Source organism: Pseudomonas sp. RIT-To-2 (assembly GCF_029623465.1).
GTDB lineage: Bacteria > Pseudomonadota > Gammaproteobacteria > Pseudomonadales > Pseudomonadaceae > Aquipseudomonas > Aquipseudomonas silvicola.
Genome location: NZ_JAPYKM010000010.1, coordinates 147711 through 173007 on the forward strand (window position 1 = coordinate 147711; position 25297 = coordinate 173007).

Annotated in this window: 17 protein-coding genes and 2 pseudogenes; 11 read left to right on the forward strand and 8 right to left on the reverse strand. The window is 64.7% G+C overall.

The annotated features are described in order from the left end of the window. Positions 1 to 81 precede the first annotated feature (81 nt). From QBK88_RS11965 to QBK88_RS30870, 3 genes and pseudogenes are all read left to right on the forward strand, one after another. Complete coding sequence (locus QBK88_RS11965; protein ID WP_277962192.1) at positions 82 to 1098, forward strand: LacI family DNA-binding transcriptional regulator; 1017 nt, start codon at positions 82 to 84, stop codon at positions 1096 to 1098. Between the two features lie 278 nt (positions 1099 to 1376). After that, positions 1377 to 2159: pseudogene (locus QBK88_RS30865) on the forward strand (PAS domain-containing protein); the annotation flags it as partial. Between the two features lie 183 nt (positions 2160 to 2342). Beyond that, positions 2343 to 2696: pseudogene (locus QBK88_RS30870) on the forward strand (methyl-accepting chemotaxis protein); the annotation flags it as partial. Positions 2697 to 2777: 81 nt separating this feature from the next. Here the strand turns inward: QBK88_RS30870 and QBK88_RS11975 are convergent. From QBK88_RS11975 to QBK88_RS11990, 4 genes are all read right to left on the reverse strand, one after another. Beyond that, complete coding sequence (locus QBK88_RS11975) at positions 2778 to 4169, reverse strand: amidase (RefSeq protein WP_277962194.1); 1392 nt, start codon at positions 4167 to 4169, stop codon at positions 2778 to 2780. A 114-nt stretch (positions 4170 to 4283) separates the two neighbouring features. After that, the gene (locus QBK88_RS11980) at positions 4284 to 5678 is read right to left on the reverse strand and encodes an MFS transporter (RefSeq protein WP_277962195.1); all 1395 of its coding nucleotides are present in this window, start codon (positions 5676 to 5678) and stop codon (positions 4284 to 4286) included. 126 nt (positions 5679 to 5804) lie between these two features. After that, the gene (locus QBK88_RS11985; protein WP_277962196.1) at positions 5805 to 7199 is read right to left on the reverse strand and encodes a sensor histidine kinase; all 1395 of its coding nucleotides are present in this window, start codon (positions 7197 to 7199) and stop codon (positions 5805 to 5807) included. Continuing rightward, positions 7177 to 7857: a response regulator transcription factor gene (locus QBK88_RS11990; RefSeq protein ID WP_268149939.1), complete on the reverse strand. Its 681-nt coding sequence runs from the start codon at positions 7855 to 7857 to the stop codon at positions 7177 to 7179. The genes QBK88_RS11985 and QBK88_RS11990 overlap by 23 nt, the downstream gene beginning before the upstream one ends. Positions 7858 to 8029: 172 nt before the next feature. Between QBK88_RS11990 and QBK88_RS11995 the strand changes: the two genes are divergently transcribed. After that, entirely contained in the window at positions 8030 to 9181 is a 1152-nt protein-coding gene (locus QBK88_RS11995; RefSeq protein ID WP_277962197.1) for an N-acetylmuramoyl-L-alanine amidase, read from the forward strand. Here the strand turns inward: QBK88_RS11995 and QBK88_RS12000 are convergent. The 3 genes from QBK88_RS12000 to QBK88_RS12010 all read right to left on the reverse strand — a co-directional run bounded on the left by QBK88_RS12000 (position 9178) and on the right by QBK88_RS12010 (position 12885). Continuing rightward, the gene (locus tag QBK88_RS12000; RefSeq protein ID WP_277962198.1) at positions 9178 to 9744 is read right to left on the reverse strand and encodes a DUF4337 domain-containing protein; all 567 of its coding nucleotides are present in this window, start codon (positions 9742 to 9744) and stop codon (positions 9178 to 9180) included. The genes QBK88_RS11995 and QBK88_RS12000 overlap by 4 nt on opposite strands. 187 nt (positions 9745 to 9931) lie before the next feature. Continuing rightward, entirely contained in the window at positions 9932 to 11743 is a 1812-nt protein-coding gene (locus QBK88_RS12005; RefSeq protein ID WP_268149945.1) for a monovalent cation:proton antiporter-2 (CPA2) family protein, read from the reverse strand. 104 nt (positions 11744 to 11847) lie between these two features. After that, positions 11848 to 12885, reverse strand: a complete 1038-nt coding sequence (locus QBK88_RS12010) for a hypothetical protein (RefSeq protein ID WP_277962199.1) — start codon at positions 12883 to 12885, stop codon at positions 11848 to 11850. A gap of 444 nt (positions 12886 to 13329) precedes the next feature. Here QBK88_RS12010 and QBK88_RS12015 point away from each other — a divergent pair, with 444 nt between their 5' ends. Then, a complete protein-coding gene (locus QBK88_RS12015; RefSeq protein WP_277962200.1) occupies positions 13330 to 13623 on the forward strand; it encodes a hypothetical protein in 294 nt (97 codons plus the stop codon). A gap of 74 nt (positions 13624 to 13697) precedes the next feature. On the opposite strand, the gene QBK88_RS12020 is transcribed toward QBK88_RS12015, so the two are convergent. Beyond that, positions 13698 to 14222, reverse strand: a complete 525-nt coding sequence (locus QBK88_RS12020) for a GlcG/HbpS family heme-binding protein (protein ID WP_268149951.1) — start codon at positions 14220 to 14222, stop codon at positions 13698 to 13700. 180 nt (positions 14223 to 14402) lie between these two features. Here QBK88_RS12020 and QBK88_RS12025 point away from each other — a divergent pair, with 180 nt between their 5' ends. The 6 genes from QBK88_RS12025 (at position 14403) to QBK88_RS12050 (ending at position 25293) form a co-directional block, all read left to right on the forward strand. Beyond that, positions 14403 to 15557: an L-dopachrome tautomerase-related protein gene (locus tag QBK88_RS12025; protein ID WP_277962201.1), complete on the forward strand. Its 1155-nt coding sequence runs from the start codon at positions 14403 to 14405 to the stop codon at positions 15555 to 15557. Positions 15558 to 15582: 25 nt separating this feature from the next. Further along, positions 15583 to 16698 (forward strand): L-dopachrome tautomerase-related protein, encoded by a 1116-nt coding sequence (locus QBK88_RS12030; protein ID WP_277962202.1) that lies wholly within the window; start codon positions 15583 to 15585, stop codon positions 16696 to 16698. A gap of 128 nt (positions 16699 to 16826) precedes the next feature. Then, positions 16827 to 17363 (forward strand): diguanylate cyclase domain-containing protein, encoded by a 537-nt coding sequence (locus tag QBK88_RS12035; protein ID WP_277962203.1) that lies wholly within the window; start codon positions 16827 to 16829, stop codon positions 17361 to 17363. Positions 17364 to 17723: 360 nt separating this feature from the next. Continuing rightward, positions 17724 to 18977 carry an efflux RND transporter periplasmic adaptor subunit gene (locus QBK88_RS12040; protein ID WP_277962204.1) on the forward strand — a complete coding sequence of 418 codons (1254 nt, stop codon included), beginning with the start codon at positions 17724 to 17726 and terminating at the stop codon, positions 18975 to 18977. Further along, positions 18974 to 22183, forward strand: coding sequence for an efflux RND transporter permease subunit (locus tag QBK88_RS12045; RefSeq protein WP_277962205.1), 3210 nt, complete (start codon positions 18974 to 18976; stop codon positions 22181 to 22183). Before QBK88_RS12040 ends, QBK88_RS12045 begins: the two co-directional genes overlap by 4 nt. Further along, positions 22180 to 25293 (forward strand): efflux RND transporter permease subunit, encoded by a 3114-nt coding sequence (locus tag QBK88_RS12050; protein WP_277962206.1) that lies wholly within the window; start codon positions 22180 to 22182, stop codon positions 25291 to 25293. The genes QBK88_RS12045 and QBK88_RS12050 overlap by 4 nt, the downstream gene beginning before the upstream one ends. The last annotated feature ends 4 nt before the right edge of the window (positions 25294 to 25297 follow it).

The following is a 25297-nucleotide window of genomic DNA, read 5'->3' on the forward strand; positions in this document are numbered from 1 at the left end:
ATTCCACCATTGCCCTGTGCGAAAGACAGCGCTACCTTAGCCGCCACCCCTATTAATGGCAAGTCGAAAACAATAAGACCCATGACCCGTACCGGCTCTCGCACTACCGGACGCCCGACGCTTTCCGAGGTCGCGCGGCTGTCCGGCGTATCCCCCATTACTGCTTCCCGGGCCCTGCGGGGCGTGGCTACCGTGGCTCCGGCCCTGGCGCTGAAGGTCCACGAGGCCGCCCAGCAACTGGGTTACGTGGCCAACCCGGCGGCCCGCGCGCTGGCCTCGGCGCAGAGCCAGTCCATCGTGGTGCTGGTGCCGTCGTTGTCCAACCAGTTGTTCATCGACACCCTGGAGGCCATCCACGACGTGATGCGCCCACGGGGCCTGGAAGTGCTGATCGGCAACTCCCACTATGACATCCATGAAGAAGAAAACCTGATTCGCAACTACCTGGCGTATCAGCCCAGGGGCCTGCTGCTGACCGGTTTCGAGCGTACCGAGGCGTCGCGGCGGCTGTTGGCCGCCAGCGGCGTGCCGTGTGTGCACATGATGGAACTGGACGCTACCCCAGGCGTGGCCTCGGTGGGTTTTTCCCAGGAGCAGGCTGGCGCGGTGGCGGCCCGGCACTTGTTGTCACGGGGGCGCAAACGCCTGGCCTACATTGCCGCGCAACTCGACCCGCGGGTGCTGCAACGCGGTGATGGCTTTCGCCAGACCCTGCAGGCCGCCGGTTGTTTCGACCCGGCGCTGCAATTGATGGCGCCCACGCCGTCGTCCATTGGCCTGGGGGGCGAGTTGTTCAATGACTTGCTGCGCCGCCACCCGGACGTGGATGGCATCTTTTTCTGCAATGACGACCTGGCCCAGGGCGCTATCCTGGAAGCCTCGCGCCAGGGCCTCAAGATACCCGAGCAGGTCGCCATGGTCGGGTTCAACGACCTGCCGGCCTCGGCGCACCTGGTGCCGCGCCTCACCTCCATCCGTACCCCGCGTGCCGCCATTGGCCGCCAGGCGGCGCAATTGCTGCTGGGCCTGCTGGACGGCAAGCCCGCCGCGCACCCCACCCAGGACCTGGGCTTCGAATTGGTCGTACGCGAAAGCTGATTCCCGTGCCGCGCTGCATTGCACCTGCACCTGCAGCAGTGGCCGCCAGGCCGCGCCTGGCATCACTGGGGCGCAGGCCGGGTACGCGGGCGGGTGGTCCCGGCTACTGGCGTTCTGCTTGCAAGCGCTTGGGGGCTGGCTATGCTCAGCGCTTGAGCCATCAGGAGTTGTCCGATTCAGGGAAGAAAGCACAAGGAATGTTGCGCCAGGGTTGGTTCTTGCCCTCATTCCTCCACCGTCGGTTTCTGCCAGCACTGGATGCTTGAGGTCTTCGAACCATGTTTGATTCCCATCGCAAAGCCGATGCAGCGCTTATTGCCCGCCTTTCCGCCGACCTGGCCTTCGCCAACGCCCGCCTGGCGGCCATCAGCCGGTCGATGGCCCTGATCGAGTTCACGCCCGGAGGGCTGATTCTGGAGGCCAACGCCAATTTCTGCACAACCATGGGTTATACCGCCGACGAAATTCGTGGCAAGCATCACCGGCTGTTCTGCGAGGACGGTTTCCACAAGAGCGAGGAATACTCGCGCATGTGGCAGCAGTTGCAGCGTGGTGAACCCCTGAGCGGCACCTTCCTGCGGTTGGACAAGAGCGGCCGCGAGGTCTGGCTGGAGGCCAGCTACATGCCGGTGCTGGGCGAGAACCGGGAGGTGAAAAGTGTCATCAAGGTGGCCGCCGACATCTCCCAGCACGTGCATGAAGAGCATGAAAGCGAAAGCAAGCTCAAAGCCATTGGCCGCTCCATGGCCGTGGTGGAGTTCAGCCCCGACGGCCGGGTCATGAGCGCCAATGACAATTTCCTCCAGGCCATGCACTACACGCTGAACGAAGTCGTTGGCAAACACCACAGCCTGTTCTGCACCCGGGCCGAAGCCGAGTCGCCTGCCTACAAAGCCTTCTGGGCCTCGCTGAACCGCGGCGAATACCATTCCCACCGCTTCGAACGTGTGGACAAACATGGCCGGGTGGTCTTTCTGGAAGCCTCTTACAACCCGATCTTCGACACCAAGGGGCGCCTGTACAAAGTGGTGAAATACGCCAGCGACATCACCGCGCAGATCAACACTCAGCAATCCGCCGCCGAGGCCGCCCATGCCACCTCGGTGCAGAACGATGTGTGTGCGCAGAAAGGGTCGAATGTGGTGCGCCAGACCGTGGACGTGATCAAGGAAATCTCCAACGACCTCAACGAAGCGGCGCGCAGCATCGATGCGGTGAACAAACAGTCGGAGATCATCGGCAAGATCGTACAGACCATTCGTGGCATCGCCGACCAGACCAACCTGTTGGCCCTGAACGCGGCCATCGAGGCTGCGCGCGCTGGCGAGCACGGCCGCGGGTTCGCCGTGGTCGCCGACGAGGTCCGCACCCTGGCGGCGCGTACCAGCCAGGCCACGGTGGAAATTGTCGACGTGGTACGCCAGAACAACGACCTGTCCGCCAGCGCCGTGGCCAGCATGCAGTCGAGCCTCAGCCGCACCGGGCTGGGGGTGGAACTGGCGAATGAGGCGGGGGAGGTGATCCTGGAAATTCAGGAAGGGTCACGGCATGTGGTGGATGCGATCAGCCAGATCAATTCGACGTTGCAGTTGCATTGACCATAAGCCGAATGGGGTTGCCATGAACGTCAGTACGGCGGCCCCACAGGCAATGTGCGAGGCATCAACCTCGCGCCTGCCCTAGTGATGGACCCCAGGCCACCGCGGCATTTCACCCCGCACCCCTTCGTACCATTTCCCCATCTGCAGCAACCATTCATCGGCAAACCGTGGGCCTATCAGTTGCAAGCCTACCGGCATGCCGTCGTCGGTGAACCCGCAGTTGATCGACAAGGCCGGCTGCTCGCCCATGTTCCAGGGCAGGGTAAAGGCAATATGTTCGAACGGTTTCTGTGGGTCGTTGCCCGGCGACGGCCAGTCGGCCGGGAAGGTATCGACCTGGTTGGTGGGGCACAGCAGCAGGTCCACCTGGTCGAAGACCTGAGCGGCGCGGCGGCGCATTTCGAAGGTCTGGTTGAAGCCTTGCACGGCCTGCACGGCGGTGTATTCGGCGGCGGGTGCGGCCCACTCGCGAACGTAGGGCAGTACTTTCTCGAACTGGGCGCTACCCATGGCGCTGAGCTCAGCCCATTGGCGGGCGCGCCAGAAACGGTCCATGCCATCGAGCAGCGCGCGGTCCATCACTGGCGCCACGCCCTGCAACCGTGCGCCGTGGGCCTGGAACAGCTTGGCCGCGGCTTCCACCAGGGCGCAGGTGCGTGCCGAAGGCGTGAACCCCACGCCGGGGTCCAGCAGCAGGCCTACCCGCAGGCCGCGCAGGGATGGCGGCGCCAGTTTCCAGTCCAGGGCCTGGGGTGCCAGGCTGGTGGCGTCACGGCTGTCGGGCAGCGACAGGTAGCGCATCAGCAGGGCGCAGTCGTCCAGGTTGCGGGTTAGGGGACCGGCGCAGCGGCCGGTGTAATACGGGTCGATGGGCACGCGCCCCAGGGTTGGCTTGAAGCCCACCAGGCCACACCAGCCGGCAGGCAGGCGGATGGAGCCACCAATGTCGGTACCCACGTGCAAGGGGCCATAACCTGCGGCGGCCGCGGCGGCGGCCCCGGAGCTGGAGCCTCCGGTGTTGTTGGCGGGGTTCCAGGGGTTGCGGGTGATGCCGTGGAAACTGGACACACCGGAGGACAGCATGCCGAAATCCGGTACCGTGGTCTTGCCCAGCAAGATGGCCCCGGCCTCGCGCAGGCGCGCGGCGGGTGGTGCATCATGGGCGGCGGGTTGCAGCACGGTGGCGGCGCTGCCCAGGGGCACCGGGCTGCCCTGGGTGGCGATCAGTTCCTTGAGGGTGACGGGCACACCGTCCAGCGGCCCGCGCGGCAAGCCCCGTGCCCAGCGCTCGGTGGCCCCCCGGGCCTGCTCCATGATGCCTTGCGGGTCAAAGTTCCACAGGGCATTGATATGCGGTTCCCAGCGGCTGATGTGGTCCACCAGGTGCTGATAGTACTCCAATGGCGACAGCGTCTTGCTGGCGAACATGGTCAGTAGCTGCGCGGCTGGCAGGTCTTGCAGATCGGACATCACCCTCACTCCCTTCAGGGGCAGCTGTAAGCTGCAAGCCGCACATTGAAAGCTAGAAGCTTAGACCATGATCCGCATGGGGCGATTCTCGGCTTGAGGCGTGCAGCTCCCACATCAGTGGGCGATATTCTCCAGCGCCAGGTTGCGGGTCTTCGGCCCGAAGCCGCCGATGGTCAGGGTGACGATGAGCATGCTGGCGACGATGAACGCCAGTACGCCCGGCGTACCGAAATGCGCCAGGAAGAAGCCGATCATCAGGCTGCTGAATACCGTGGACAGGCGGCTGAACGAATAACAGAAGCCCACGGCCCTGGCGCGGATAGGGGTGGGGAACATTTCGCTCTGGTAGGCGTGGTAACTGAAGGTCAGCCAGGCGTTGCAGAAGGTGATCATCACCCCGCACACAATCAGCCCCACCGCGCTGTTCTGGAAGGCGAACAAGGTGCCGAACAGCATGGTGCCCAACGCTGAGCCGACGATCTGCCACTTGTTCTCGAAACGGTTGGCGATGCGCATGAACAGCAGCGGGCCCAGTGGGTAGGCCAAGGTGATGACGAAGGCATAGCCCAGGCTGTGGGTAATGCTCACGCCCTGGCCTGACAGCAGTGCCGGCAGCCAGTTGCCAAAGCCGAAGAAGCCGATGGCCTGGAACACGTTGAACACGATCAGCATCAGCGCCCGACGCCGATAGGGGGGCTGCCAGATGTCCCGAAAGTGCCCTTTGGCTTCCACGGGCACGGCTTCGAGCTGCGGTGCGGGCAACGTCTGTTTGAAGTCGTGCGCGCACCGGGCCTCGATAGCGGCCAGGATGGCGTCGGCTTCCTCGAAGCGCCCCTGCTGGGCCAGCCAACGCGGCGACTCGGGCAGGCGCGAGCGCAGCCACCAGATGAACAGCGCAAACACCGCGCTGGCCAACACCACCCAGCGCCAGCCGGAGACCCCCAATGGCGCCAGTGGCACCAGCCACCAGGACATCAGCGCCACCGCCGGTACCGACAGGAACTGCACGAAAAAGGCAAAGGCGAACGCTGAGCTGCGCATGCGTTTGGGCACCAGTTCCGACAGATAGGCGTCGATGGTCACCAGCTCGATGCCCAGGCCAATGCCAACGAGGAAACGACAGGCGATCAGCCCCAGCGCCGTGCTTTGCAGGCCCATGACCACCGTGGCGAGGGTGTACCACACCAGGGCGAAGGTGAAGATGGCTCGCCGCCCGAAACGGTCGGCGATGGGGCTCAGCACGCTGGCGCCGACGAACAGGCCCAGGAAAGTCGCCGCGGCGAACGCGGCCTGGTCGGAGAGGCCGAACACCCCTTGGTTACCGGCCGCGAAAATGCCATCCCGGATCAGCCCGGGGCTGATGTAGGCGGTCTGGAACAGGTCATACAGCTCGAAGAACCCGCCGATCGATAGCAGGGCGACCAGCTTCCACAACGTCGCCACGGCGGGCAGGCGGTCGATGCGTGCCGAAATCAGTGCGGCGCGGTCGGGGGAAGCGGGAGTGGACATGGCAGTCACCCAGTATGAATGGAGCGAAGATGATACTGGGTGTTACTGAAAATGTGCTCGCTATTTCAGTGATTAATACCAATTTATTGGTGTTTTATTGTTGTTATTCTGTTGTATTGGCAATTTTTATCCTCGCTTGGGTCCTGGGGCAGGACAGCTCAAGCTGATCTGTGCGCCACGGCCGTCATCCGCACTGCCGATGTGCAGCTGGTAGCCATGCAACCGTACGATGGCGGCCACCAACGACAGGCCCAGGCCATGCCCTGGCTGGGTATCGGCCGTCGGCGCGCGGTACAGGCGGCGTAGCACCTGAGGGCGCTCGGCCGGTGGTATGCCCGGGCCATTGTCGGCCACCTCCAGGGTCACGTGACTGGCCGTGGCCCGGCCACGCAAGCGAATGGCACCGCCGGGCGGGGTGAACTTGATGGCATTGTCCAGCAGGTTGACCAGCGCCTCGAACAGCAGTGCCACGTCGCCCATCAGCGCCGGCAACGGCCCCTGGATGTCCAGCGTCAACGTCTGTTGGTGTTCCAGGGCCAGGGGTTCGTAAAACTCATGGACCTGCATCAGCAACTCTGCCGGCAGGTAGGCTTGAAACGCGCTGCGGCGGCGCGTGTCTTCCAGCTCGGCAACGCGCAGCAGGCCCTGGAAACGCACCATGATCGACTCGCTTTCCGCCAGTGCCTGGTCCAGGGCACCGCGCTGGTCGGCGGCCAGGGGCATCTGGTCCAACTGGTGCAAGCGTGCGCGCAGGCGGGTCAGCGGCGTGCGCAGGTCGTGGGCGATGCCATCGCACACGCCCTTGACCTCCAGCATCAACTGCTCGATGTGGTCGAGCATGGTGTTGACTGCGCTGGCCAGCATGTCCAGTTCATCGTGCCGCGATGACAAGGGCAGGCGGTCGGCGAGGTTGCCCGACACCACGCTCTCGGTGCTGCGCTGCAGGCGTTGCACGCGCTTGAGCGGGCGGCGGCGCAGCAGGCGCCAACCGATCAGCCCGGGTATCAGGGTCAGTGACAGGCCCCAGGCCAGAGCCTGCTGGATAATGCCGCCCACGGCCGACACCGAGCCACCATCACGGGCGAGTACCAGCATGCGGCCATCACTGCGGTGCACCAGCAGGGCATAGCTGCTGCGCGGTTCCTCGCTGGCCTGGGCCACGCTCAGGCCCCGTTGCAGGTAGTGCACCTGGCCGTCATCGGGCAGGCTGGCACGCAACTTCAGCAGGTCGCCGGCCAGGTGCCGGCCCTGGGCGTCGAACAGGCCATAGGCGTCGATATTGGGGGTGGAATACGCCTCGCTGGCGGCCAGTTCGCCTACCAGGTTGGCGTCGTCGACCTTGGCGTAATAGTGGGCGCGCTGCATCAGCGTGCGCTGCGCGACATTGCCCAGGTAATTGGAGATTTGCCAGTACAGCACGCCGGTGAACAGCGCGCCCCAGGCCACGAAGAACAGGGCGTAGAAGCCGATCAGGCGGCTGCTGGACGAGCGCCAGGGTTCAACCGCGGGGGGCGAGGACATAGCCGGTGCCTCTGACGGTCTGGATCAGAGGGGACTGCTCGCTGCCCTCGATTTTCTTGCGCAGGCGGCCCAGGTGCACGTCGATGATGTTGGTGCCGGGGTCGAAGTGGTAGCCCCACACTTCCTGAAACAGCATGGTGCGGGTCACCAGTTGCCCGGCATTGCGCATCAGGTAGTTGAGAATCTTGAACTCGGTGGGCAGCAGGGCGATCTGTTCCTGGCCGCGGCTCAGGTTGTGCTGTACCAGGTCCAGGCACAGGTCGCCCACCCGCAGTTGCGGGTGGCTGGCGGCGGTGGCGGGGCGGCGCAGCAATACCTCCAGGCGGGCGACCATTTCCACCGGGGAAAAAGGCTTGGTCAGATAGTCATCGCCCCCCGAGCGCAGGCCGCGGACGCGCTCGTCCACGTCCGAGAGCGCGCTGATCATCAGCACGGGGGTGTGAATATCCAGGCTGCGCAAGGTGCTGACGATGGTCAGGCCATCGAAGTCGGGCAGCATGCGGTCCAGGGTGATGGCGTCGAAACCACCGGCGATCGCCTTGGCCAGGCCCTCGCGACCATTGGCGCACCAGTCCACGGTAAAGCCATGCAGGCTCAGTTCACTCATGATGACGTGGGCGGTCACCTCGTCGTCCTCGATGACCAGGGCACTGCTCATGGTTTACTCCTCTGTGGTGCGCCGGGGAAAGGGGCGTCATTGTATAGGCCCGGCTACCCTAGGCAGCCAGCGCCTGCGGCTCTATTAAATTTTTATTTAAGCGACTTAATTCAGTGCCTTGGGCGCACCTCGGTTAAATAGGCTACCCCATGCTGCCGAGGTTGGCCCCTTCGTGAACCGTCGCAATTTTCTCGGCCTGATCAGTGCCGTGTCCTTGCTGTCCCCTTCCTGGTTGATGGCCGCGCCGTTGCCGGGTGTCAGCCATTGCACGCTGCGCCACCAGGGCGAACTGACCAGCCTGGTGCTGGACCTGGCCGGCCCCGTCCAGTATCAGGTGTTCACGCTGGCCGGGCCCGACCGGGTAGTGATCGACTTGCACGGGGTGGCCGCGCACCTGCCGCCCGGGGCCCTCGATTTCGCTGGCACGCCGGTGCAGGGGCTGCGCAGTGGGCCGACCAGGACCGGCATGCGTCTGGTGCTGGACATGCACCAGCCGGCGAAGGCCCAGGCGCGCCTGGTGTCCATGGGGGGCGGCCGTCAGCGTCTGTTGGTGGACCTGCCAGTGGGCCACGCCGCCGCGCTGATGGCCCGCCAGGCACCGGCCCACCGGCCCAGGCAGCGCCCGGCGGTCATCGCCATCGATGCCGGGCACGGCGGCAAGGATCCGGGGGCGGTCAGCGGCACCCGGCATTATGAAAAGACCGTGGTGCTGGGCATCGCCACGGCCTTGCATCAGCAACTGAGCCGCGACCCGCGCTTCCACCCGACCATGAGCCGCGACAGCGACTTTTTCGTGCCATTGCACCAGCGGGTGCTGCTGGCCCACCAGCGCCGGGCCGACATGCTGGTGTCGATCCACGCCGATGCCGCGCCATCGCGCTCGGCCCGCGGTGCTTCGGTGTACGTGCTGTCGCCTCACGGTGCCACATCGGCCATGGCCCGTTATATCGCCGAGAGCGAAAACAGCTCCGATGCCTACGCCGGGGTGTTCGACAGCACCCTGAGCAACGACGACCCCATGGTTTCCAAGGTGCTGGTGGACATGTCCATGAACGCCACCATCGCCTCAAGCCTGGACCTGGGGCGCATGGTGCTCGGGCATTTCAAGCAGGTCACCAACCTTCACCAGCAGCGGGTGGAGCAGGCCGGTTTCGCGGTGCTCAAGTCGCCGGACATTCCGTCGATCCTGGTGGAGCACGGGTTCATGAGCAACCCTTACGACTGCGGGCGGTTGATCAGCCATCGTCACCAGGTGGAACTGGCCCAGGCGCTGCACACCTCCATTGGTGACTATTTCCACAAGTACCCGGTACACGTCGCCTAGATGTGCAGCCAGGCCAGCCCGCCCAGCACCACGCTCAGGGCCGCGGCGCCCATGGAGAGCTTTTCCAGCCATTCCTTGCGGGTCAGCAGGGTCATGGCCGCCAGGGAAATGGCGATCTGGATCGCCATCATCGCCTGCGCCCAGCGGTGGTGCTGGTGCAGGATGGTTTCGGACTTCACGTCCCACTCGGCGGCTTCCTTCTCCAGCGCCTCGGCCTTCTGCCGGGCGTCTTCCTTTTGCACCTTGTAGCGTTCCACATCGGCCTGGTAATGGGCCGCGTCCATGCCAGGAATGTGGCTGGCCAGGTCGGCCAGGTTCTGCCGGCTGGACTTGGCCTGGTAGTAGTTCCACTGGTTGGAGGCTTCGGTTTTCTTGATGGCGGCGTTGTTCTTGTTCATCGCCGCCTCGCTCTCGGTGGAGCCAGCCTGGTAGCTGAGCAAGGCACCGATGGTGGCCATGACCGCCGTCATCACCGCGATCTTGTTGGCGAAGCCGTCACCGCTGTGGTGGGCGTGCTCGACGTGGTGTTCGTGGGGTGAAGGGACTTCATAGGATTCGGACATGGTGCGCGTGCTGCCTTGGGGTATTGAAAACGAGCGGGGCGGCCGGTGGCCGTCGCGGGCGCGAATATAGGTCAAAACCCTGGGGGCGCCTAGCGGGGCGGGGGTGTCAGGCGTGAAGTTTCATCTGCAGAGCCGTGAGGGTGGGGAGCTGGCTTGCCAGCTCCCCAGGGCCTGGGCAAACGCGGAGCTAGTCTTCCGGCCGCTCGGGCCCGTTGCTGTCGGACTGGAACAGGGTCTCCAGTTCGCTGCGCGCCTCCTGGGCTGTCTGCATCACCTTCGCGGCGTCGTCGCGTACCAGGTACTGGGCGGCCAGCACCTGTTCATCGTGCTGCTTGAAGCGCTGGATGCGCCAATGGGCCTGCTCTTCGCTCAAGCCCAGGCCTACCAGGGTGCGGCGGCTCATCTCCAGGCTGGAGTAAAAGGTTTCGCGCACGGCCTGCGCACCGGCGTCCACCAGGCGGTGCACATGCTGGCGGTTGCGGGCACGGGCGATGATCTTGATGTGCGGGTACAGCCGGTGCACCAGCTCCGCCGTCTTGATGTTGGTCTCGGGGTCGTCGGTGGCGATGACAAAGTACTCGGCCTCGCCGACCTTGGCCGCACTGAGGATCTCGGGCCGCAGCGGGTCACCGTAGAACACCGGCACGTTGCCGAAACTGCGGGTCAACTCGATGGTATCCACCGAGGTGTCCAGGGCCACGAAGGAGACGTTCTGGGCGCGCAGGATCCGCGAGATGATCTGGCCCATGCGGCCCATGCCGGCGATCACCACCCGCGGCGCATCGGTATCGATGGTGGTGTACTGCTCGGGTACCGGTACCACCGGTTTTGGCCGCGACTTGATCCAGCGTGCGCAGGCCAGCAACAGCAGGGGTGTCACGGCCATGGACAGGGTGATGGTCAGTAGCAGGGTGTCATACAGGTGCTGGTCGAAGAGGTTCTGGTCGCGGCCGATCTTGAACACCACGAAGGCGAATTCGCCGCCCGCGGCCAGCACCACCCCCAAACGCACCGCGCCGATCCTGGTCAGGCCCCCGGCCAGGCGGCCGATGAACAACAGCACCGGCAGTTTGATCCCGATCAACAGCAGCATCAGTCCCAGTACCGTGGCAGGGGATTCCAGCAGCAGTTGCAGGTTGGCGCCCATGCCCACGCTGATGAAGAACAGCCCCAGCAGCAGGCCCTTGAAGGGCTCGATCTGCGACTCCAGTTCATGGCGATATTCCGAGTCGGCCAGCAGCAAACCGGCCAGAAATGCCCCCAAGGCCATGGAAACGCCGGCCAGGTCCATCAGCCACGCAGTACCGATGACCACCAGCAGCGCCGTGGCGGTGGACACCTCGGGCAGCCCGGTGCGGGCCACGGTGCGAAACACCGGGCGCAGCAGGTAACGGCCACCCACCACTACCACGGCGATACTGCCCAGTACGCGCAGGCCATGGTTGAGGCTGTCGCCGGGCACGGCGTCATGGCCGCTATCGGCCAGCAGGGGCACCAGGGCAATCAACGGGATGGCAGCGATGTCCTGAAACAGCAGAATGGCAAACGCCAGCCGCCCGTGCGGGCTGTTGAGCTGCTTGCTCTCGGCCAGGCTCTGCAAGCCAAAGGCGGTGGACGACAACGCCAGCCCCAGGCCCAGCACCACGGCGGTCGGCAAGGGCTGGTGAAAGCCCAGCAGCGCCACGGCACCGATGACCACACCGGTCAGCAGCACCTGGGCCAGGCCCACGCCAAACACCGACTTGCGCATGACCCACAGGCGCCGGGGTGACAATTCAAGGCCGATGATGAACAGCAGCAACACCACGCCCAGTTCCGAGATATGCGAAACGCTTTGCGGGTTGCCGATCAACCCCAGCACCTGCGGCCCGATGATCACCCCTGCGAACAGGTAGCCGAGCACGGCGCCCAGTTGCAGGCGCTTGGCCAGGGGCACGGTGATGACGGCCGCGAACAGAAACACGACGGCGGCTTGTAGCAGGCTCCCTTCATGGGGCATGGGGGTCACTCCTTGGTAGTGGGGACAGACCTCGGTCCAGGGGTTTCAGGTGGCAGGGCGTGACGGGGTGCGCAGCTTGCGGACCGTCGCCCCGCCCGGCCCGATCAGCGGCGGCCCAGCGTCTGCAAAAAGGCCTCGAACGAAGCTCGATGCCTGCGCCCTGGCCGCGGCAGGCCCTTGGGCCATTGCGGGGTGATTGCCAGTTCGGCCTTGTCCAGCGCCTTGATACCTTTGCTCCAGAACACCGGTGCGCAGCTTTGCTGGTAGCGGTCGCCGCCCATCTGATAACCGTATAGCAGGTGCCGCGCCGGGCGCTGCAATGCCTCGGGCAGGGTGGCGGTACGCAGCTTGACCAGGCCGCGGCGCAACGGTGAGAGGCGAGGGCGCGCGCGCGGGAATTCGCGGCTGGCCGCCACCAGTGCCTGGCTGAAAGTGCTGCCATGGTGAGCAAAGAAACTCGCCGCCATGGCGTGGAAAAATTCCTTCTCGGCATAGTAATGCACGATATGCGGCCGGCCTTCAGTGACCTGCAACCCATCCAGGCTGAACGACAGGGCGACTTGCTCAAGGGTATGGAGGCCCTTTACCTGAGCGCTCCAGTGGTCGATACGGGCGATCACCTCGTCCATCAGCCCGGCGTCGTCGCGGTGCAGGCCGCACAGGCCGCTGTTGTACAAGCGCAGGGAGGACGTCGCGCTGGTCTGGCCATGTTCCTCGGCATGCCTTGCAAGCGCGCTGAATTCCTCGCGCTGACGGGCCTCCTGCCAGTCAAACTCGAACTCGTCGACCACGAACGCACCCGGTGCGATCGCCTCGAACAGTGTGCTGGGGGAAGCCTTGAACACGGTGTCGGTGTCGATGAACAAGGTTCGCTCGCCCAACCGCGCACCCGCGGCAATGGCGCAGGCCTTGATCCGATGGGTATAGCCGTGGGTGCCGCGCCATTGAGCCAGGGTGTCACTGGCCAGGGCAATGACGTGCACCGGCCACCCGGCAAACACATCAGGCTGGTCGGTCATGACGTGAATGCTGAAGTCGTCATCGGCGTTGCGCCAGGCAAGGGCCGAGAGCACGCTCAGCCGGGCTTCGCGGTGGTAGGTCGGGTTCTGGCCGTACACCAGGTACAAAAGATGGTTCGACACGATGCGGCAGTATCCTTGCAGCGGCACTTGGCTCAGGCGGCCCGGCTGCGGAGTGTGGGTAGTCGGTGGTGGGGTAGGCAGGGTCGCAGGGGTAGCGCTTGAAGCAGGGCATGGCCCCCGGGATTGCGTTGTCGCCACGGTACAAATCGGCGCCGATGATACAGCGCCTGACACCGATGTCGACATTTTCACCCACATGGGGCTGCCCATGGGGTGCCCGGCTTGCGCGCGAAAGCGGCCTTCGCACGCCGCGTCGGCGGGTGTTTGTATCGTGTTTGTTTCAAAGTCGCGCGAGCAAACGCTGCAATCTCCGGTCACAACCGTAAGGACGGCTTCACCGTCCACATCTGGGAGAACTGCACATGCACAAGTACTTTGCGAAGCTGACGATCGTCGCGGTGTTGATGTCGACGCTGGGAGGTTGCTGGATCTTTGACCCACACCATGGTGGCCATGGCGGTGGCGGTGGCGGGGGTGACCGCGGCGGTATGCAAGGCGGCCCTGGTGGTGGTCCAGGTGGCGGCGGCCCAGGCGGTGGTGGTGGCCCAGGCGGCAATGGCGGCGGGGGTGGCTCGCGCTGAGGCGGCCCTTTTCAACAGGCAAAAGAAAGCCCGCAACGAGGCGGGCCAAATGAATCATCACAAAGGAGTAGGGGTACTGTGCGCCTTCGTTTGTGAAGGCGGTGTGAAAAGCCGCCAAGGTGAAAATACTTTCATCGCGGCGGCACATTCCCCGTAGCGAACCTGGCTGCGTCCCAGGCATCGGGTGGTGTCAGGCACACCGTCTGATGGCTGACGCGGCCTGGTCAGGCGCTATTCGAACTGCGGCTGGAATTTCTTCACGGCCGCCAGCGCGCAGCCTTCATCCTTGTCGCCACCCGGCGCGCCGGACACACCCAGGCCACCCAGTACCTGGCGGTCTGCCTTGCGCAGGGTGACCCCACCTGGAATGAAGATCACCTCGGGTACCGTGTTCAACGCACCATTGGCCGGGCCGTCGTAGTGGCCGGCCAGCAACTCGCTGATGGTGTCCTTGTCGAATGCCTGGCCGTAGGAGAAGGCGGTGTAGGCCTTGCGGTACGACACCGACAACGATTGCAGCGGTACGGTGTCACCTTTGATCACGGCCTGGGCATGGCCGGAGGGGTCCACTACCGTTGCGGTGACCGACCACCCCTTGGCCGCGCAGGTCTGCACGGCTTCGGCGGCCAATTGCTGGGCCACCTGCCAAGGCAGTTTCTGGCTGCTGATCAGGTGGCTGGGGGCGGCGCTGGCACTCACGGCCGCGAGGCTCAGGGCCAGGGCGGCGACAGTGCTGGACAGCGGGTGCAGGGGCATGGCAGTTTCCTTTTCGAGGGTTGATGAAGATCCTTTCATCCGCAAAGGCGGAACGCTTTCTATACTGGATCCAGCGTCATGGCCTGTGTGCCCGACGCTCCGATCAGGCCCGATGCAGTTGCTCGGGTTTTTTTCAGCATCGGCCTGAAACCGGTTTCAGTCAAATCCGGAGACGTAGTAGTGAGAAAATCCGCAAGCCTGTTGCTAACCGCTGGTCTGTTGTTGGGTAGCGTTCTGCCCGCCATGGCCGAAACCGAAGACCGCAGTGCCATCCCGCTCGGCTCGCTTGACGAAGTCGCCGCCTTCACGGGCCCGGGCCCGTCCGGCATCGTGGTGACGCCTTCGGGCCGCGTGTTCGTGGGCTTCCCGCGCCACGCCATCAACCACAGCGGCATGACCCTGGGCGAACTGGTCAAGGGCAAGCTGGTGCCGTACCCCGACGCCGACACCAGCCAGCCGTCGTCGCGCAGCGATGCGCAGAAACTGATTTCGGTGCATGGCATGACCACTGACACCCAGGGCCGCCTGTGGGTGATCGATGACGGCAAGCGCGCCGGTATCGACGGCATCGTTGCCGGGGCTGCCAAGGTGGTGGGCATCGACCCGCAGACCAACAAGGTCTTCGCCTCCTGGGTGCTCAAGGACGCCCTGCGCCAGGACAGCCACATGAATGACCTGCGCGTGGACCTGACCCACGGCGCCAAAGGCACGGCCTATGTCGCCGACTCTTCGTTCGGTGAAGACCCTGCCCTGGTGGTGGTCGACCTGGCCACCGGCAAGCAGCGCCGGGTACTGAGCAAGGACCCTTCGGTGGTGCCGCAGAAAGACTTTGTCACCCAGCTGGACGGCGTGCCCATGCGCTACCAGGGCAAGGCCAGCGCCTTCCCCCACGGCGGCGTCGACAGCATCACCCTGAGCGCCGACAGCTCGCGCCTGTATTACTCGCCGCTGACCAGCCGCCACCTGTGGAGCATCCCCACCGCCGCCTTGGCTGACTTCTCCAACGATGACCGCAAGCTGGCCGCGCAGATTCGTGACGAGGGCGAGAAGGTCATGACCGACGGCATTGCCACGGATGCCCAGGACCGCATTTACCTGACTGATGCCGAGCACCACCAGATCCTGCGTCGCTGGCCCGATGGCCACCTCGACGTGGTGCTGCGCGACCCTCGGCTGGTGTGGCCGGACGGCATCTTCGTGGCCGGCAACCAGGTCTACGTGACGCTGGGCCAATGGGACCGCCTGGGCCAGCATGCCGATACCCGCAAGCCGCCTTACCTGCTGATCCGCACACCCACTGACGGCACGCCGATTTTCGACGCTCAGCCTCAATGAAGTCCTTACACGGAGTAACCCCCTCATGAACGCGATGAAATGGACCCTGGCCGCCGCCGTCCTCGGCGCTTTGGGCACGGCCCAGGCCGCTACCTCCGGCGATGGCGAGCTGGTGGCCGCGCTGAACAACACTGAAGCCAGTGGCATCGTCGTCACGCCCACCGGGCGCACGTTCCTGACCTTGCCACGGGCGGGCAGCAACCATAAGTTCCCCTCCGTGGTGGAACTGGTGCACGGCAAGCAAGTGGCGTTTCCGGACCTGGCCACCACCACTGACACCGGCAAGCCGCTGACCGACTGGCTGGTGTCTCCCCTGGGGCTGACCCTGGCGGGCAATACCCTGTGGGTGCTGGACGAAGGCAAACGCCCTGGCATCGACGGTATCCCCGATGGCTCGGCGAAGCTGGTAGGTATCGACATCAACTCACGCAAGGTCATCAAGACCATCGTCTTCCACAAGCCGTTCATGCGCGACAGCCTGCAACTCAATGACCTGCGCATCGACCCCGATCACGGTGCCGAGGGCACCGTGTACATTTCCAACAACGGCTACTCCAGCCCGTCGGACTGCTCGCTGATCGTCGTTGACCTGGCCACCGGCAAGATGCGCGAGCTGTTCCACAACCTGCCGCAGACCTCGCCGGCACCGGGCTTCATGACCTACGTAGAAGGCCAGCCCCATGCCTACAGCCTGGACAAGCCGACCATGCCCCAGGGCGGGGTCAATGGCATCGAGCTGTCGCCCGACCACAAGAAACTGTATTGGACCATTCCCACCAACCCGAACTACTACAGCATCGACACGGCCAACCTGAGTGACTTCAACCGGCCGGAGGATGCCCTGGTCAAGGACATTCACTTCGAAGGCCAGGTGGCTTCCAACGGTGGCATCACGGTGGACGACAAGGGCAATCTGTACTTCGGCGATGCCTCGCGCTATTCGGTGATCAGCCGTGACGGTGCCGGGCAGTTCCACCTGGTGGGGCGTGACTCGCGGCTGATCTGGCCTGATGGCCTGTATTGGCAGGGCGGTTACCTGTATGTGACGGTGGGGCAGTGGCAGCGGGTGCCGGGGTTGCACGGTGGCCAGGACCAGCGCAAGGCGCCCTATGACATCCTGAGGTTCAAGACCTCCAGGTAAAGCCAGGTAACAGGGGCGTTACCCTCTGGTTACGCGCTTCCCGGGCGCTGGGCTGGACAGTGGGAAAGCTCAGGCTTAAGGTGCCAGGCATGCCGTATTGGCCAGGCATGCCGCACAAGGAGTCGAAGGTGAGCTTGCACACAGAACCTGCCCGTGGGGCGCTGTCCCTTATCACCCGCCAACCCGATGCCCGGCCCGTGGCCACCCTGCTGGTCAGCGAGTGGGTACAGGCGTTGCGCCAGGGCCAGCCATTGTCATTGATGGTGGTATCGGTCGACCATTTGCGCCTGTTCGTGCGTCAGCACGGGGAAGCCAAGGCTCAACTGCAAGTGAACGCGATCGCCGCCGCACTGGACCTCACGGCCAGGCGTGCGAGGGACGTGGCGGGGCGCTGTTCGGCGGATGCCTTCATGGTTCTGCTGCCCGGCACCCCGGCCGATGGCGCCAAGGCAGTGGCCGAACGTTGCCTGCAGAATGTGCGGGCGGCGTTGGCCGAGCAGTTGCTCAGCGTCAGCCTGGGCGTGGGGACTGTCATCCCGCGCAGCGAAGCGGGCCATTCGACCTTCTTCAATGCCGTCGCGCAGTTGTGTGACGAGGCGTCGAGCAAGGGCGGCGACCGCTGGGTGGCCCGGCATTTCGGCCATTCGCGCACTGGAATCCTTTAGGCCTCAAGGGGTGTGCCTGGTGTGGCGCGGCGTCTGTGACGCGGCCAGGTGCGCTGCTACGGGCGTGCAGGGTGAGGCGTGAGATTGTTGTCGGAAATGTCAACTCACCGGCCTTAATGTAAAGAATCGGCAAAGCTCGTTCGTCAGCCTTGTGACCCTCGTCAAGCCAAGGCTAAATGCCCCCATGAACTTATTTCCCCGGCACGGCTCGAACCCTGCGGCCCTGGTCGCCGCCCTGCGAAAATGCAGGCCTTTGTGCATAGTTCCTGCACATTTGCTGGCTATGCTGACCAGTGATTTGCCCAGCGTATCGTCCATGCCTGATCCACTCCTTGTCCCTTGCCCACGCAGAAGTTTTCAATGACCCAGATCCCGGCAGCCCGCTCACGCAAGCGCCTTATGCTTGTGCTCCTGATAGCCGCAGCCATTGGCGCTGCCTTCGTCTACGTTCGGCACACTCCAGCCACCAGCCAGCCTGCCGAGGCCGGCGCGGCGCGGCCGTCAGGGCCCGGTGGCCGGCATGGCGGCCCGGGCATGGACGCCAATGCCACGGTCAGCGTCGCCGTCGGCACGGCCGGCGTGGCGGATGTGCCGGTGATCCAGCAGGCCCTGGGCACGGTCATCCCCAACTATTCGGTGACGGTCACCAGCCGCGTCGATGGCGAGTTGCAGGCGGTGTACTTCACCGAAGGGCAATACGTGAAGAAGGGCCAGTTGCTGGCGCAGATCGACCCGCGGGCCTACCAGGCCACCCTCGACCAGTACCAGGGGGACCTGGCGCAGAACCAGGCGCTGCTCAAAAGCGCGCAGTTGACCGCCGAGCGCTACAAGCGCCTGTTCGCCAAGGACTCCCTGGCCAAGCAGGACCTGGACACCCAGGTCGCCACTGTCGGCCAGTATGCCGGTGCGGTGAAAGCCGACCTGGCGCAGATCGACGCTGCCAAGCTCAACCTGATCTACGCGAAAATCGTCTCGCCCATCGACGGCTACGTGGGCCTGCGCCTGGTGGACCCTGGCAACATCGTGACATCGGGCAGTACCACGGGCATCGTCACCGTGACCCAGACCAACCCCATCGCCGTGACCTTCAGCGTGCCCCAGGCGCAGCTTGCCACGTTGTTGCCCAAGGTGCGCAAGGGTGAAGCCCTGGCCGTGCAGGCCCTGGACCAGATGGGCAATACGCCGTTGGCCAACGGCACGCTGAAGTTCATCAGCAACGAGATCGACACCAGCACCGGCAGCATCAAGCTCAAGGCGCTGTTCGACAACCCGGACGAGAAGCTCTACCCCAACCAGTTCGTCAACGTGAAGCTGACCACCGACACCTTGCACAACGCTGTGGTGGTGCCTTCGGCCGCCGTGCAGCTGAGCAGCGACGGCGAGTTCCTCTACGTGGTCAAGGACGGCAAGGTGCAGCGCCGCACCATCAAGGTCGGCCCCGCGCTGGGCGAGCAGACCGTTATCACCCAGGGTGTGGCTCAGGGTGAGCAGGTGGTGACCCGTGGTATCGACCATCTGCGTGAAGGCAGCAAGGTGGAGGTGGAAAAACCCGCCAGCCCTGACAACACCGCGCAGAACAACGCCAAGCCCGCTGCCGGCGACAAGACCGAATGAACCCGTCACGGTTGTTTATCCAGCGCCCGGTCGCCACCGTCCTGCTGATGCTGGCGGTGATGCTGGCGGGCATCTTCGCCTATAGGCTGCTGTCCACCTCGGCGTTGCCGGAAGTCGACTACCCCACCATCCAGGTCACCACCCTGTACCCGGGCGCCAGTTCCAACGTGCTGGCCTCGGCGGTCACCGCGCCGCTGGAGCGCCAGTTGGGGCAGATGTCCGGCCTGTCGCAGATGTATTCCACCAGCTCGGCCGGGGCATCGGTCATCACCCTGAAGTTCTCCCTGGACCTGTCCCTGGACGTCGCCGAACAGGAAGTGCAGGCAGCCATCAACGCCGCCGACAGCCTGCTGCCCAGCGACCTGCCGAACCCGCCCACCTACAAGAAGGTCAACCCGGCCGATACCGCGGTGCTGACCCTGGCGGCCACGTCCGACAGCCTGCCGCTGACCCGCGTGCAGGACCTGATCAACACCCGCGTGGCGCTCAAGCTCTCGCAGATTTCCGGCGTGGGCATGGTGACCCTGGCCGGCGGGCAGCAGCCGGCGGTGAAAATCGAGGTCAACCCCACCAGCCTGGCCGCCCATGGCCTGACCCTGGAGGATGTGTACGACAAGGTCAACGCCGCCAACGTCAACGGTTCCAAAGGCGGTTTCGACGGCCCCTCGCACTCCATCACCATCGACGCCAACGACCAGTTGCGCGACGCGGTGGAATACGGTGAGCTGGTACTGGCTTACGAAAACGGTTCGGCCCTGCGCCTCAAGGACGTCGCCACCACCGCCGAGGCGCCCCAGGACCAATACCTGGCTGCCACCGCCAACGGCAAGCCGGCCATCGTCGTTGCCGTGCAGCGCCAGCCCGGCGCCAACGTCATCGAAGTGGTCGACAGCATCAAGAAAAAGCTGCCGACCCTGCAGTCCGCGCTGCCGGATTCGGTGCAACTGAGCGTCATCAGTGACCGCACCCAGACCATCCGCGCGTCCATCAAGGACGTGCAGATCGAACTGCTGTTGTCCATCGGCCTGGTGGTGCTGGTGACCTTCGCCTTCCTGGGCAACTTCACCGCCACCCTGATCCCCAGCCTGGCGGTGCCGCTGTCGCTGGTGGGCACGTTCGGGGTCATGTACCTGGCCGGCTTCAGCATCAACAACCTGACGCTGATGGCCCTGACCATCGCCACCGGCTTCGTCATCGACGACGCCATCGTGGTGGTGGAAAACATTTCCCGCCACCTGGAGGAGGGCGAAGAGCCCATGGCCGCCGCCTTCAAGGGCTCACAGGAAATCGGCTTCACCATCATTTCCCTGACATTTTCGCTGATCGCCGTGCTGATCCCGCTGCTGTTCATGGGCGACGTGGTGGGCCGACTGTTCCGCGAGTTCGCCATCACCCTGGCGGTCGCGATCCTGGTCTCCATGATCGTCTCGCTAACCCTCACGCCCATGCTCTGCGGCCACCTGCTGCGCCATGTGCCCGAGGGAGGGCAGAACCGCTTCGCCGCCTGGGGTGATCGCCAGTACCAGAAAGTGCTGAACGGTTACGACCGCGGCCTGGTGTGGGTACTGGACCACCAGCGCCTGACCCTGTTGATCGCCTTGGGCACCGTTGCCCTTACCGGCTTGCTCTACCTGGTGGTGCCCAAGGGCTTTTTCCCCACCCAGGACACCGGCTTGATCCAGGGCTTTACCCGCGCCTCGCAGGACGTGTCCTTCAGCGAGATGGCCCGCCGCCAACAGGCGATGGTCGACGTTGTGCGCCAGGACCCGGCCGTGGCATCGGTGTCGTCCACCATCGGCGTGGATGGCACCAACAACTCGCTGAACAACGGCCGCCTGCAGATCGAGCTCAAACCGTTCGAAGACCGTGACGACACCGCCACCCAGGTGATCAGCCGTCTCGAACAGTCGGCCAAGGCCGTGGCCGGGTTGCAGTTGAACATGGTCTCGTCCCAGGACCTGACCGTGGATGACCAGCTCACCCCCAGCCAGTACCAGTTCACCCTCGACGACTCGGAAAGCGCCAACCTGTCGGCGTTGGTCCCCAAGCTGATGGAGAAACTTCAGCACCGCCCGGAAATGCGCGATGTCATCGACAACCTGCAGGACCAGGGCCTGGTGGCCTACGTCGAACTGGACCGCGCGGCCGCCATGCGCTACGGCATCACCGCCTCCGATGTCGACACGGCGCTGTACAACGCCTTCGGCCAGCGCCTGATTTCCACCATCTTCACCCAGTCCAACCAGTACCGTGTGGTACTGCAGGTGCCGGGCAAGTTCCAGCAGTCGCTGGCAGCCTTCGACAATATCTACCTCGCCGCGGCCACCAGCAGCACGACCGGAAGCAATAGCAGCACGACCACGACCACCACGGGTACCAGCACTGGCAGCAGTACCTCATCGAGCAGCACGTCGAGTTCGTCCAGTACCACCGGCACCGCTGCCCAGATGGTGCGCCTGACCGACATCGCCAAGGTCGGCCAACGCACCGGTTCGCTGTCGCTTAGCCGCCTGGACCAGTTTCCGGCCGTGACCCTGTCCTTCAACCTGGCCGACGGCTATTCGCTGGAGCAGGCGCAGCAGGCCATCAGCCAGGTCATGACCGAGCTGGACGCCCCCAGCAGTATCACGCTGCGCTATCAGGGTGCCGCCGATGCTTTCCAGACCGCTACCGGTAATACCCTGTGGCTGATCCTGGCCGCGCTGGTGACCATGTACATCGTGCTGGGCATGCTTTACGAGAGCTTCATCCACCCGGTGACTATCCTCTCGACCTTGCCGTCGGCGGCCATCGGCGCCTTGCTGGCGCTGTTGCTGACCGGCACCGAGTTCAGCTTGATTGCCCTGATCGGGGTGATATTGCTGATCGGCATCGTCAAGAAAAACGCCATCATGATGATCGACTTCGCCCTGGAAGGCCGCGAGCACCAGCACCTCAACGCACGCGATGCCATTCACCGGGCGGCGCTGCTGCGGTTGCGGCCGATCCTGATGACCACCCTGGCCGCGTTGTTCGGCGCCTTGCCACTGATGCTGGCCACCGGCGCCGGCGCCGAACTGCGCCGGCCCCTGGGCCTGGTGATTGTCGGCGGGCTGTTGTTGAGCCAGGTGCTGACGCTGTTCACCACGCCGGTGATCTACCTGATGTTTGACCGCCTCAGCGAACGCGCCAAGGCACGGCTGAACCGAGGCAGGGCGCGCGCATGAACCTGTCGCGGCTGTTTATCCGCAAGCCGGTCGCTACCTTGCTGCTGAGCTTGAGCATCACCCTGGCCGGCATCCTGGGTTACAAGCTGCTGCCGGTGGCGCCGCTGCCCCAGGTGGACTACCCCACCATCATGGTCAGCGCCTCGCTGGCCGGTGCCAGCCCCGAGACCATGGCTGCCACCGTGGCCACGCCCTTGGAGCGCAGCCTGGGGCAGATCGCCGGCATCACCGAAATGACGTCCACCAGCAGCCAGGGCTCGACCACGCTGATTCTGCAGTTCGACCTGGACCGCGACATCAACGGCGCCGCCCGCGACGTGCAGGCGGCCATCAACGCCTCGCGCAGCCTGCTGCCCAGTTCCATGCCGTCGCTGCCCACCTACCGCAAGGCCAACCCCTCGGAAGCGCCGGTGCTGATGCTGGCGTTGACCTCGTCCACCCGCAGCCCGGGCGAGCTATACGACCTGGCCTACAGCAAGCTGCAACAGAAAATCGCCCAGGTGAACGGCGTGGGCGAAGTCTCGGTGCGCGGCGGCGCGCTGCCGGCGGTGCGCATCGATATACAGCCCAACCTGCTGGTGCACGCCGGCATCTCCCTGGAGACCGTGCGTGAAGCCGTCAGCAACGCCACCAAGGCCAAGCCCAAGGGCATCCTGCAAGGCAATGGCCAAAGCTGGGTGATCGACGGCAACGACCAGATCGACAAGGCCAGCGATTACCAGCAACTGGTGATCACCTACCAGAACGGTACCGCGGTACGCTTGAGTGACGTGGCCAACGTCTACGATTCGGTGGAAGACACCTTCGTCGGCGGTTACTACAACGGCCAGCCCTCGGTGACCCTGGGGGTCACCCGCCAGGCGGGCGCCAACATGCTGCAGACCATCGACAGCATCAAGGCCTTGCTGCCCGAGTTGCAGCGCGAGGTTCCCGGTGACGTACAACTGATTCCCGTGATCGACCGTGGCCCCACGGTGCGCTCGTCGCTGCATGACACCGAGGAAACCCTGCTGATCGCCACCTTGCTGGTGATCGCCGTGGTCTTCGTGTTCCTGCGCAACCTGCGCGCCACGCTGATTCCGGCAGTGGTGTTGCCGGTGTCGCTGATCGGCACCTGCGCCGTCATGTACCTGCTGGGCTACAGCCTGGACAACCTGTCGTTGATGGCGCTGATCATCTGCACCGGGTTCGTGGTGGACGACGCCATCGTGGTGCTGGAGAACATCGCCCGTTACCAGGAGCAGGGCATGCGCCCGCTGCGGGCGGCGTTGATGGGCACGCGCGAGGTGGGTTTCACGGTGCTGTCCATGACCCTGTCGCTGATCGCCGTGTTCATTCCCATCCTGTTGATGGGCGACATCGTCGGGCGGCTGTTCCGCGAGTTCGCCGTCACCCTCAGCGTTGCGCTGGCCCTGTCGATGGTGGTGTCCCTGAGCCTGACGCCGGTGCTGTGCGTGCTGCTGTTGCGCCAACCGGTGCATGACGCCAGGGAGCCACGCCTGTACCAGTGGATCGAGGCCGGCCTGGCACGCTTGCAGGCTGCGTACCTGGCGGCACTGGCCTGGGTCATGCGCCACCGCCTGCTGACCCTGTTCAGCCTGCTGCTGACCGTGGCGTTCAACGTCTACCTGTACGCTACGGTGCAGAAGGGTTTCTTCCCGGCCCAGGACACCGGGGTGCTGATGGGCGCGGTGCGCGCTGACCAGAACATTTCTTTCCAGGCCCTCAAGCCGCACCTGATGCAGATCGCCCACGACCTGGCCGCCGACCCCGACGTGGAAGCGGTGATGTCGTCCACCGGCAGCGGCCGCGCCGGTTCGCGCAACACCGGTGACTTCTTCATTCGCCTCAAGGACTACAAGCAGCGCACCAGCAGTGCCGCGGCGATCGCCAACCGCCTGACCAAGCAGAACAACAAGGTGGCCGGCATTCAGGTGTTCCTGATGCCTGCCGAGGACATCCGCGTGGGAGGGCGCAGCGCCAACGCCACGTACCAGTTCAGCCTGCAGGCTGATGACCTGGACCTGCTGCGCGTGTGGGAGCCCAAGGTCGAGGCCGCTTTGCGCGCCTTGCCGGAGCTGACCGGCATCGACTCCGACTCCCAGACCGGTGGCCAGGAACTCAAGCTGCACATCGACCGCGCTGCCGCCAGCCGCCTGGGGGTGAGCGTGAGCGACATCGACAACCTGCTGAACAACGCCTACAGCCAGCGCCAGGTGGCGACCCTCTACAAGACCCTCAACCAGTACCACGTGGTGATGGGCCTGGACCCGGTGTACACCAGCGACTCGACCATGCTGGACCGCATGTACGTGATCAACAGTGACAACCAGCAAGTGCCGCTGACTGCGTTCGCTACCTTCAGCCCTGACAACGCACCGCTGGCGGTGGCGCACCAGGGCCAGTCAGCCACTAGCACCATTGCGTTCAACCTGCAGGACGGCGTGTCGCTGGAGCGGGCCACGGCGGCCATCAATGCTGCCGTGGACAAGGTGGGGCTGCCGCGTGATATCCAGTCCGGGTTCGCCGGTACCGCCCAGGCCTACGCGGCGCTGGCGGCGAGCATGCCCTGGCTGATCGCCGCGGCCTTGCTGGCGGTGTATATCGTGCTGGGAGTGCTGTATGAAAGCTACATCCACCCGCTGACCATTCTGTCGACCTTGCCGTCCGCCGGCGTGGGTGCGCTCTTGCTGCTCAAGGCGGTGAACATGCAACTGACGGTGATCGCCCTGATCGGCATTCTGCTGTTGATCGGCATCGTCAAGAAGAACGCGATCATGATGATCGACTTTGCCCTGGTGGCCGAGCGTGACCGCAAGCTTGCGCCCGAACAGGCCATCATCGAGGCCTGCCGCATGCGCTTTCGGCCGATCATGATGACCACCCTGGCGGCCTTCTTCGGGGCCTTGCCCCTGGCCCTGGGCAGTGGCGGCGACGCTGACTTGCGCAAGCCGCTGGGCGTGGCCATTGCCGGTGGCCTGGCCCTGAGCCAACTGCTGACACTGTTCACCACGCCGGTGGTGTACCTCTATCTCGACCGCCTGAGCCGTGCTACCCGGCACCTCTGGCACACGCGTATCCGCCGCACCCACGTGCGCGCGGCCGACTGACAAG

Excerpts from the sequence above, each read along its gene's own strand:
- QBK88_RS11965 (WP_277962192.1), top strand. The coding sequence starts at position 82 with ATGACCCGTACCGGCTCTCGCACTACCGGACGCCCGACGCTTTCCGAG.
- QBK88_RS11975 (WP_277962194.1), bottom strand. The coding sequence starts at position 4,169 with ATGTCCGATCTGCAAGACCTGCCAGCCGCGCAGCTACTGACCATGTTC.
- QBK88_RS11980 (WP_277962195.1), bottom strand. The coding sequence starts at position 5,678 with ATGTCCACTCCCGCTTCCCCCGACCGCGCCGCACTGATTTCGGCACGC.
- QBK88_RS11985 (WP_277962196.1), bottom strand. The coding sequence starts at position 7,199 with ATGTCCTCGCCCCCCGCGGTTGAACCCTGGCGCTCGTCCAGCAGCCGC.
- QBK88_RS11990 (WP_268149939.1), bottom strand. The coding sequence starts at position 7,857 with ATGAGCAGTGCCCTGGTCATCGAGGACGACGAGGTGACCGCCCACGTC.
- QBK88_RS12000 (WP_277962198.1), bottom strand. The coding sequence starts at position 9,744 with ATGTCCGAATCCTATGAAGTCCCTTCACCCCACGAACACCACGTCGAG.
- QBK88_RS12005 (WP_268149945.1), bottom strand. The coding sequence starts at position 11,743 with ATGCCCCATGAAGGGAGCCTGCTACAAGCCGCCGTCGTGTTTCTGTTC.
- QBK88_RS12015 (WP_277962200.1), top strand. The coding sequence starts at position 13,330 with ATGGTGGCCATGGCGGTGGCGGTGGCGGGGGTGACCGCGGCGGTATGC.
- QBK88_RS12020 (WP_268149951.1), bottom strand. The coding sequence starts at position 14,222 with ATGCCCCTGCACCCGCTGTCCAGCACTGTCGCCGCCCTGGCCCTGAGC.
- QBK88_RS12030 (WP_277962202.1), top strand. The coding sequence starts at position 15,583 with ATGAACGCGATGAAATGGACCCTGGCCGCCGCCGTCCTCGGCGCTTTG.
- QBK88_RS12040 (WP_277962204.1), top strand. The coding sequence starts at position 17,724 with ATGACCCAGATCCCGGCAGCCCGCTCACGCAAGCGCCTTATGCTTGTG.
- QBK88_RS12045 (WP_277962205.1), top strand. The coding sequence starts at position 18,974 with ATGAACCCGTCACGGTTGTTTATCCAGCGCCCGGTCGCCACCGTCCTG.
- QBK88_RS12050 (WP_277962206.1), top strand. The coding sequence starts at position 22,180 with ATGAACCTGTCGCGGCTGTTTATCCGCAAGCCGGTCGCTACCTTGCTG.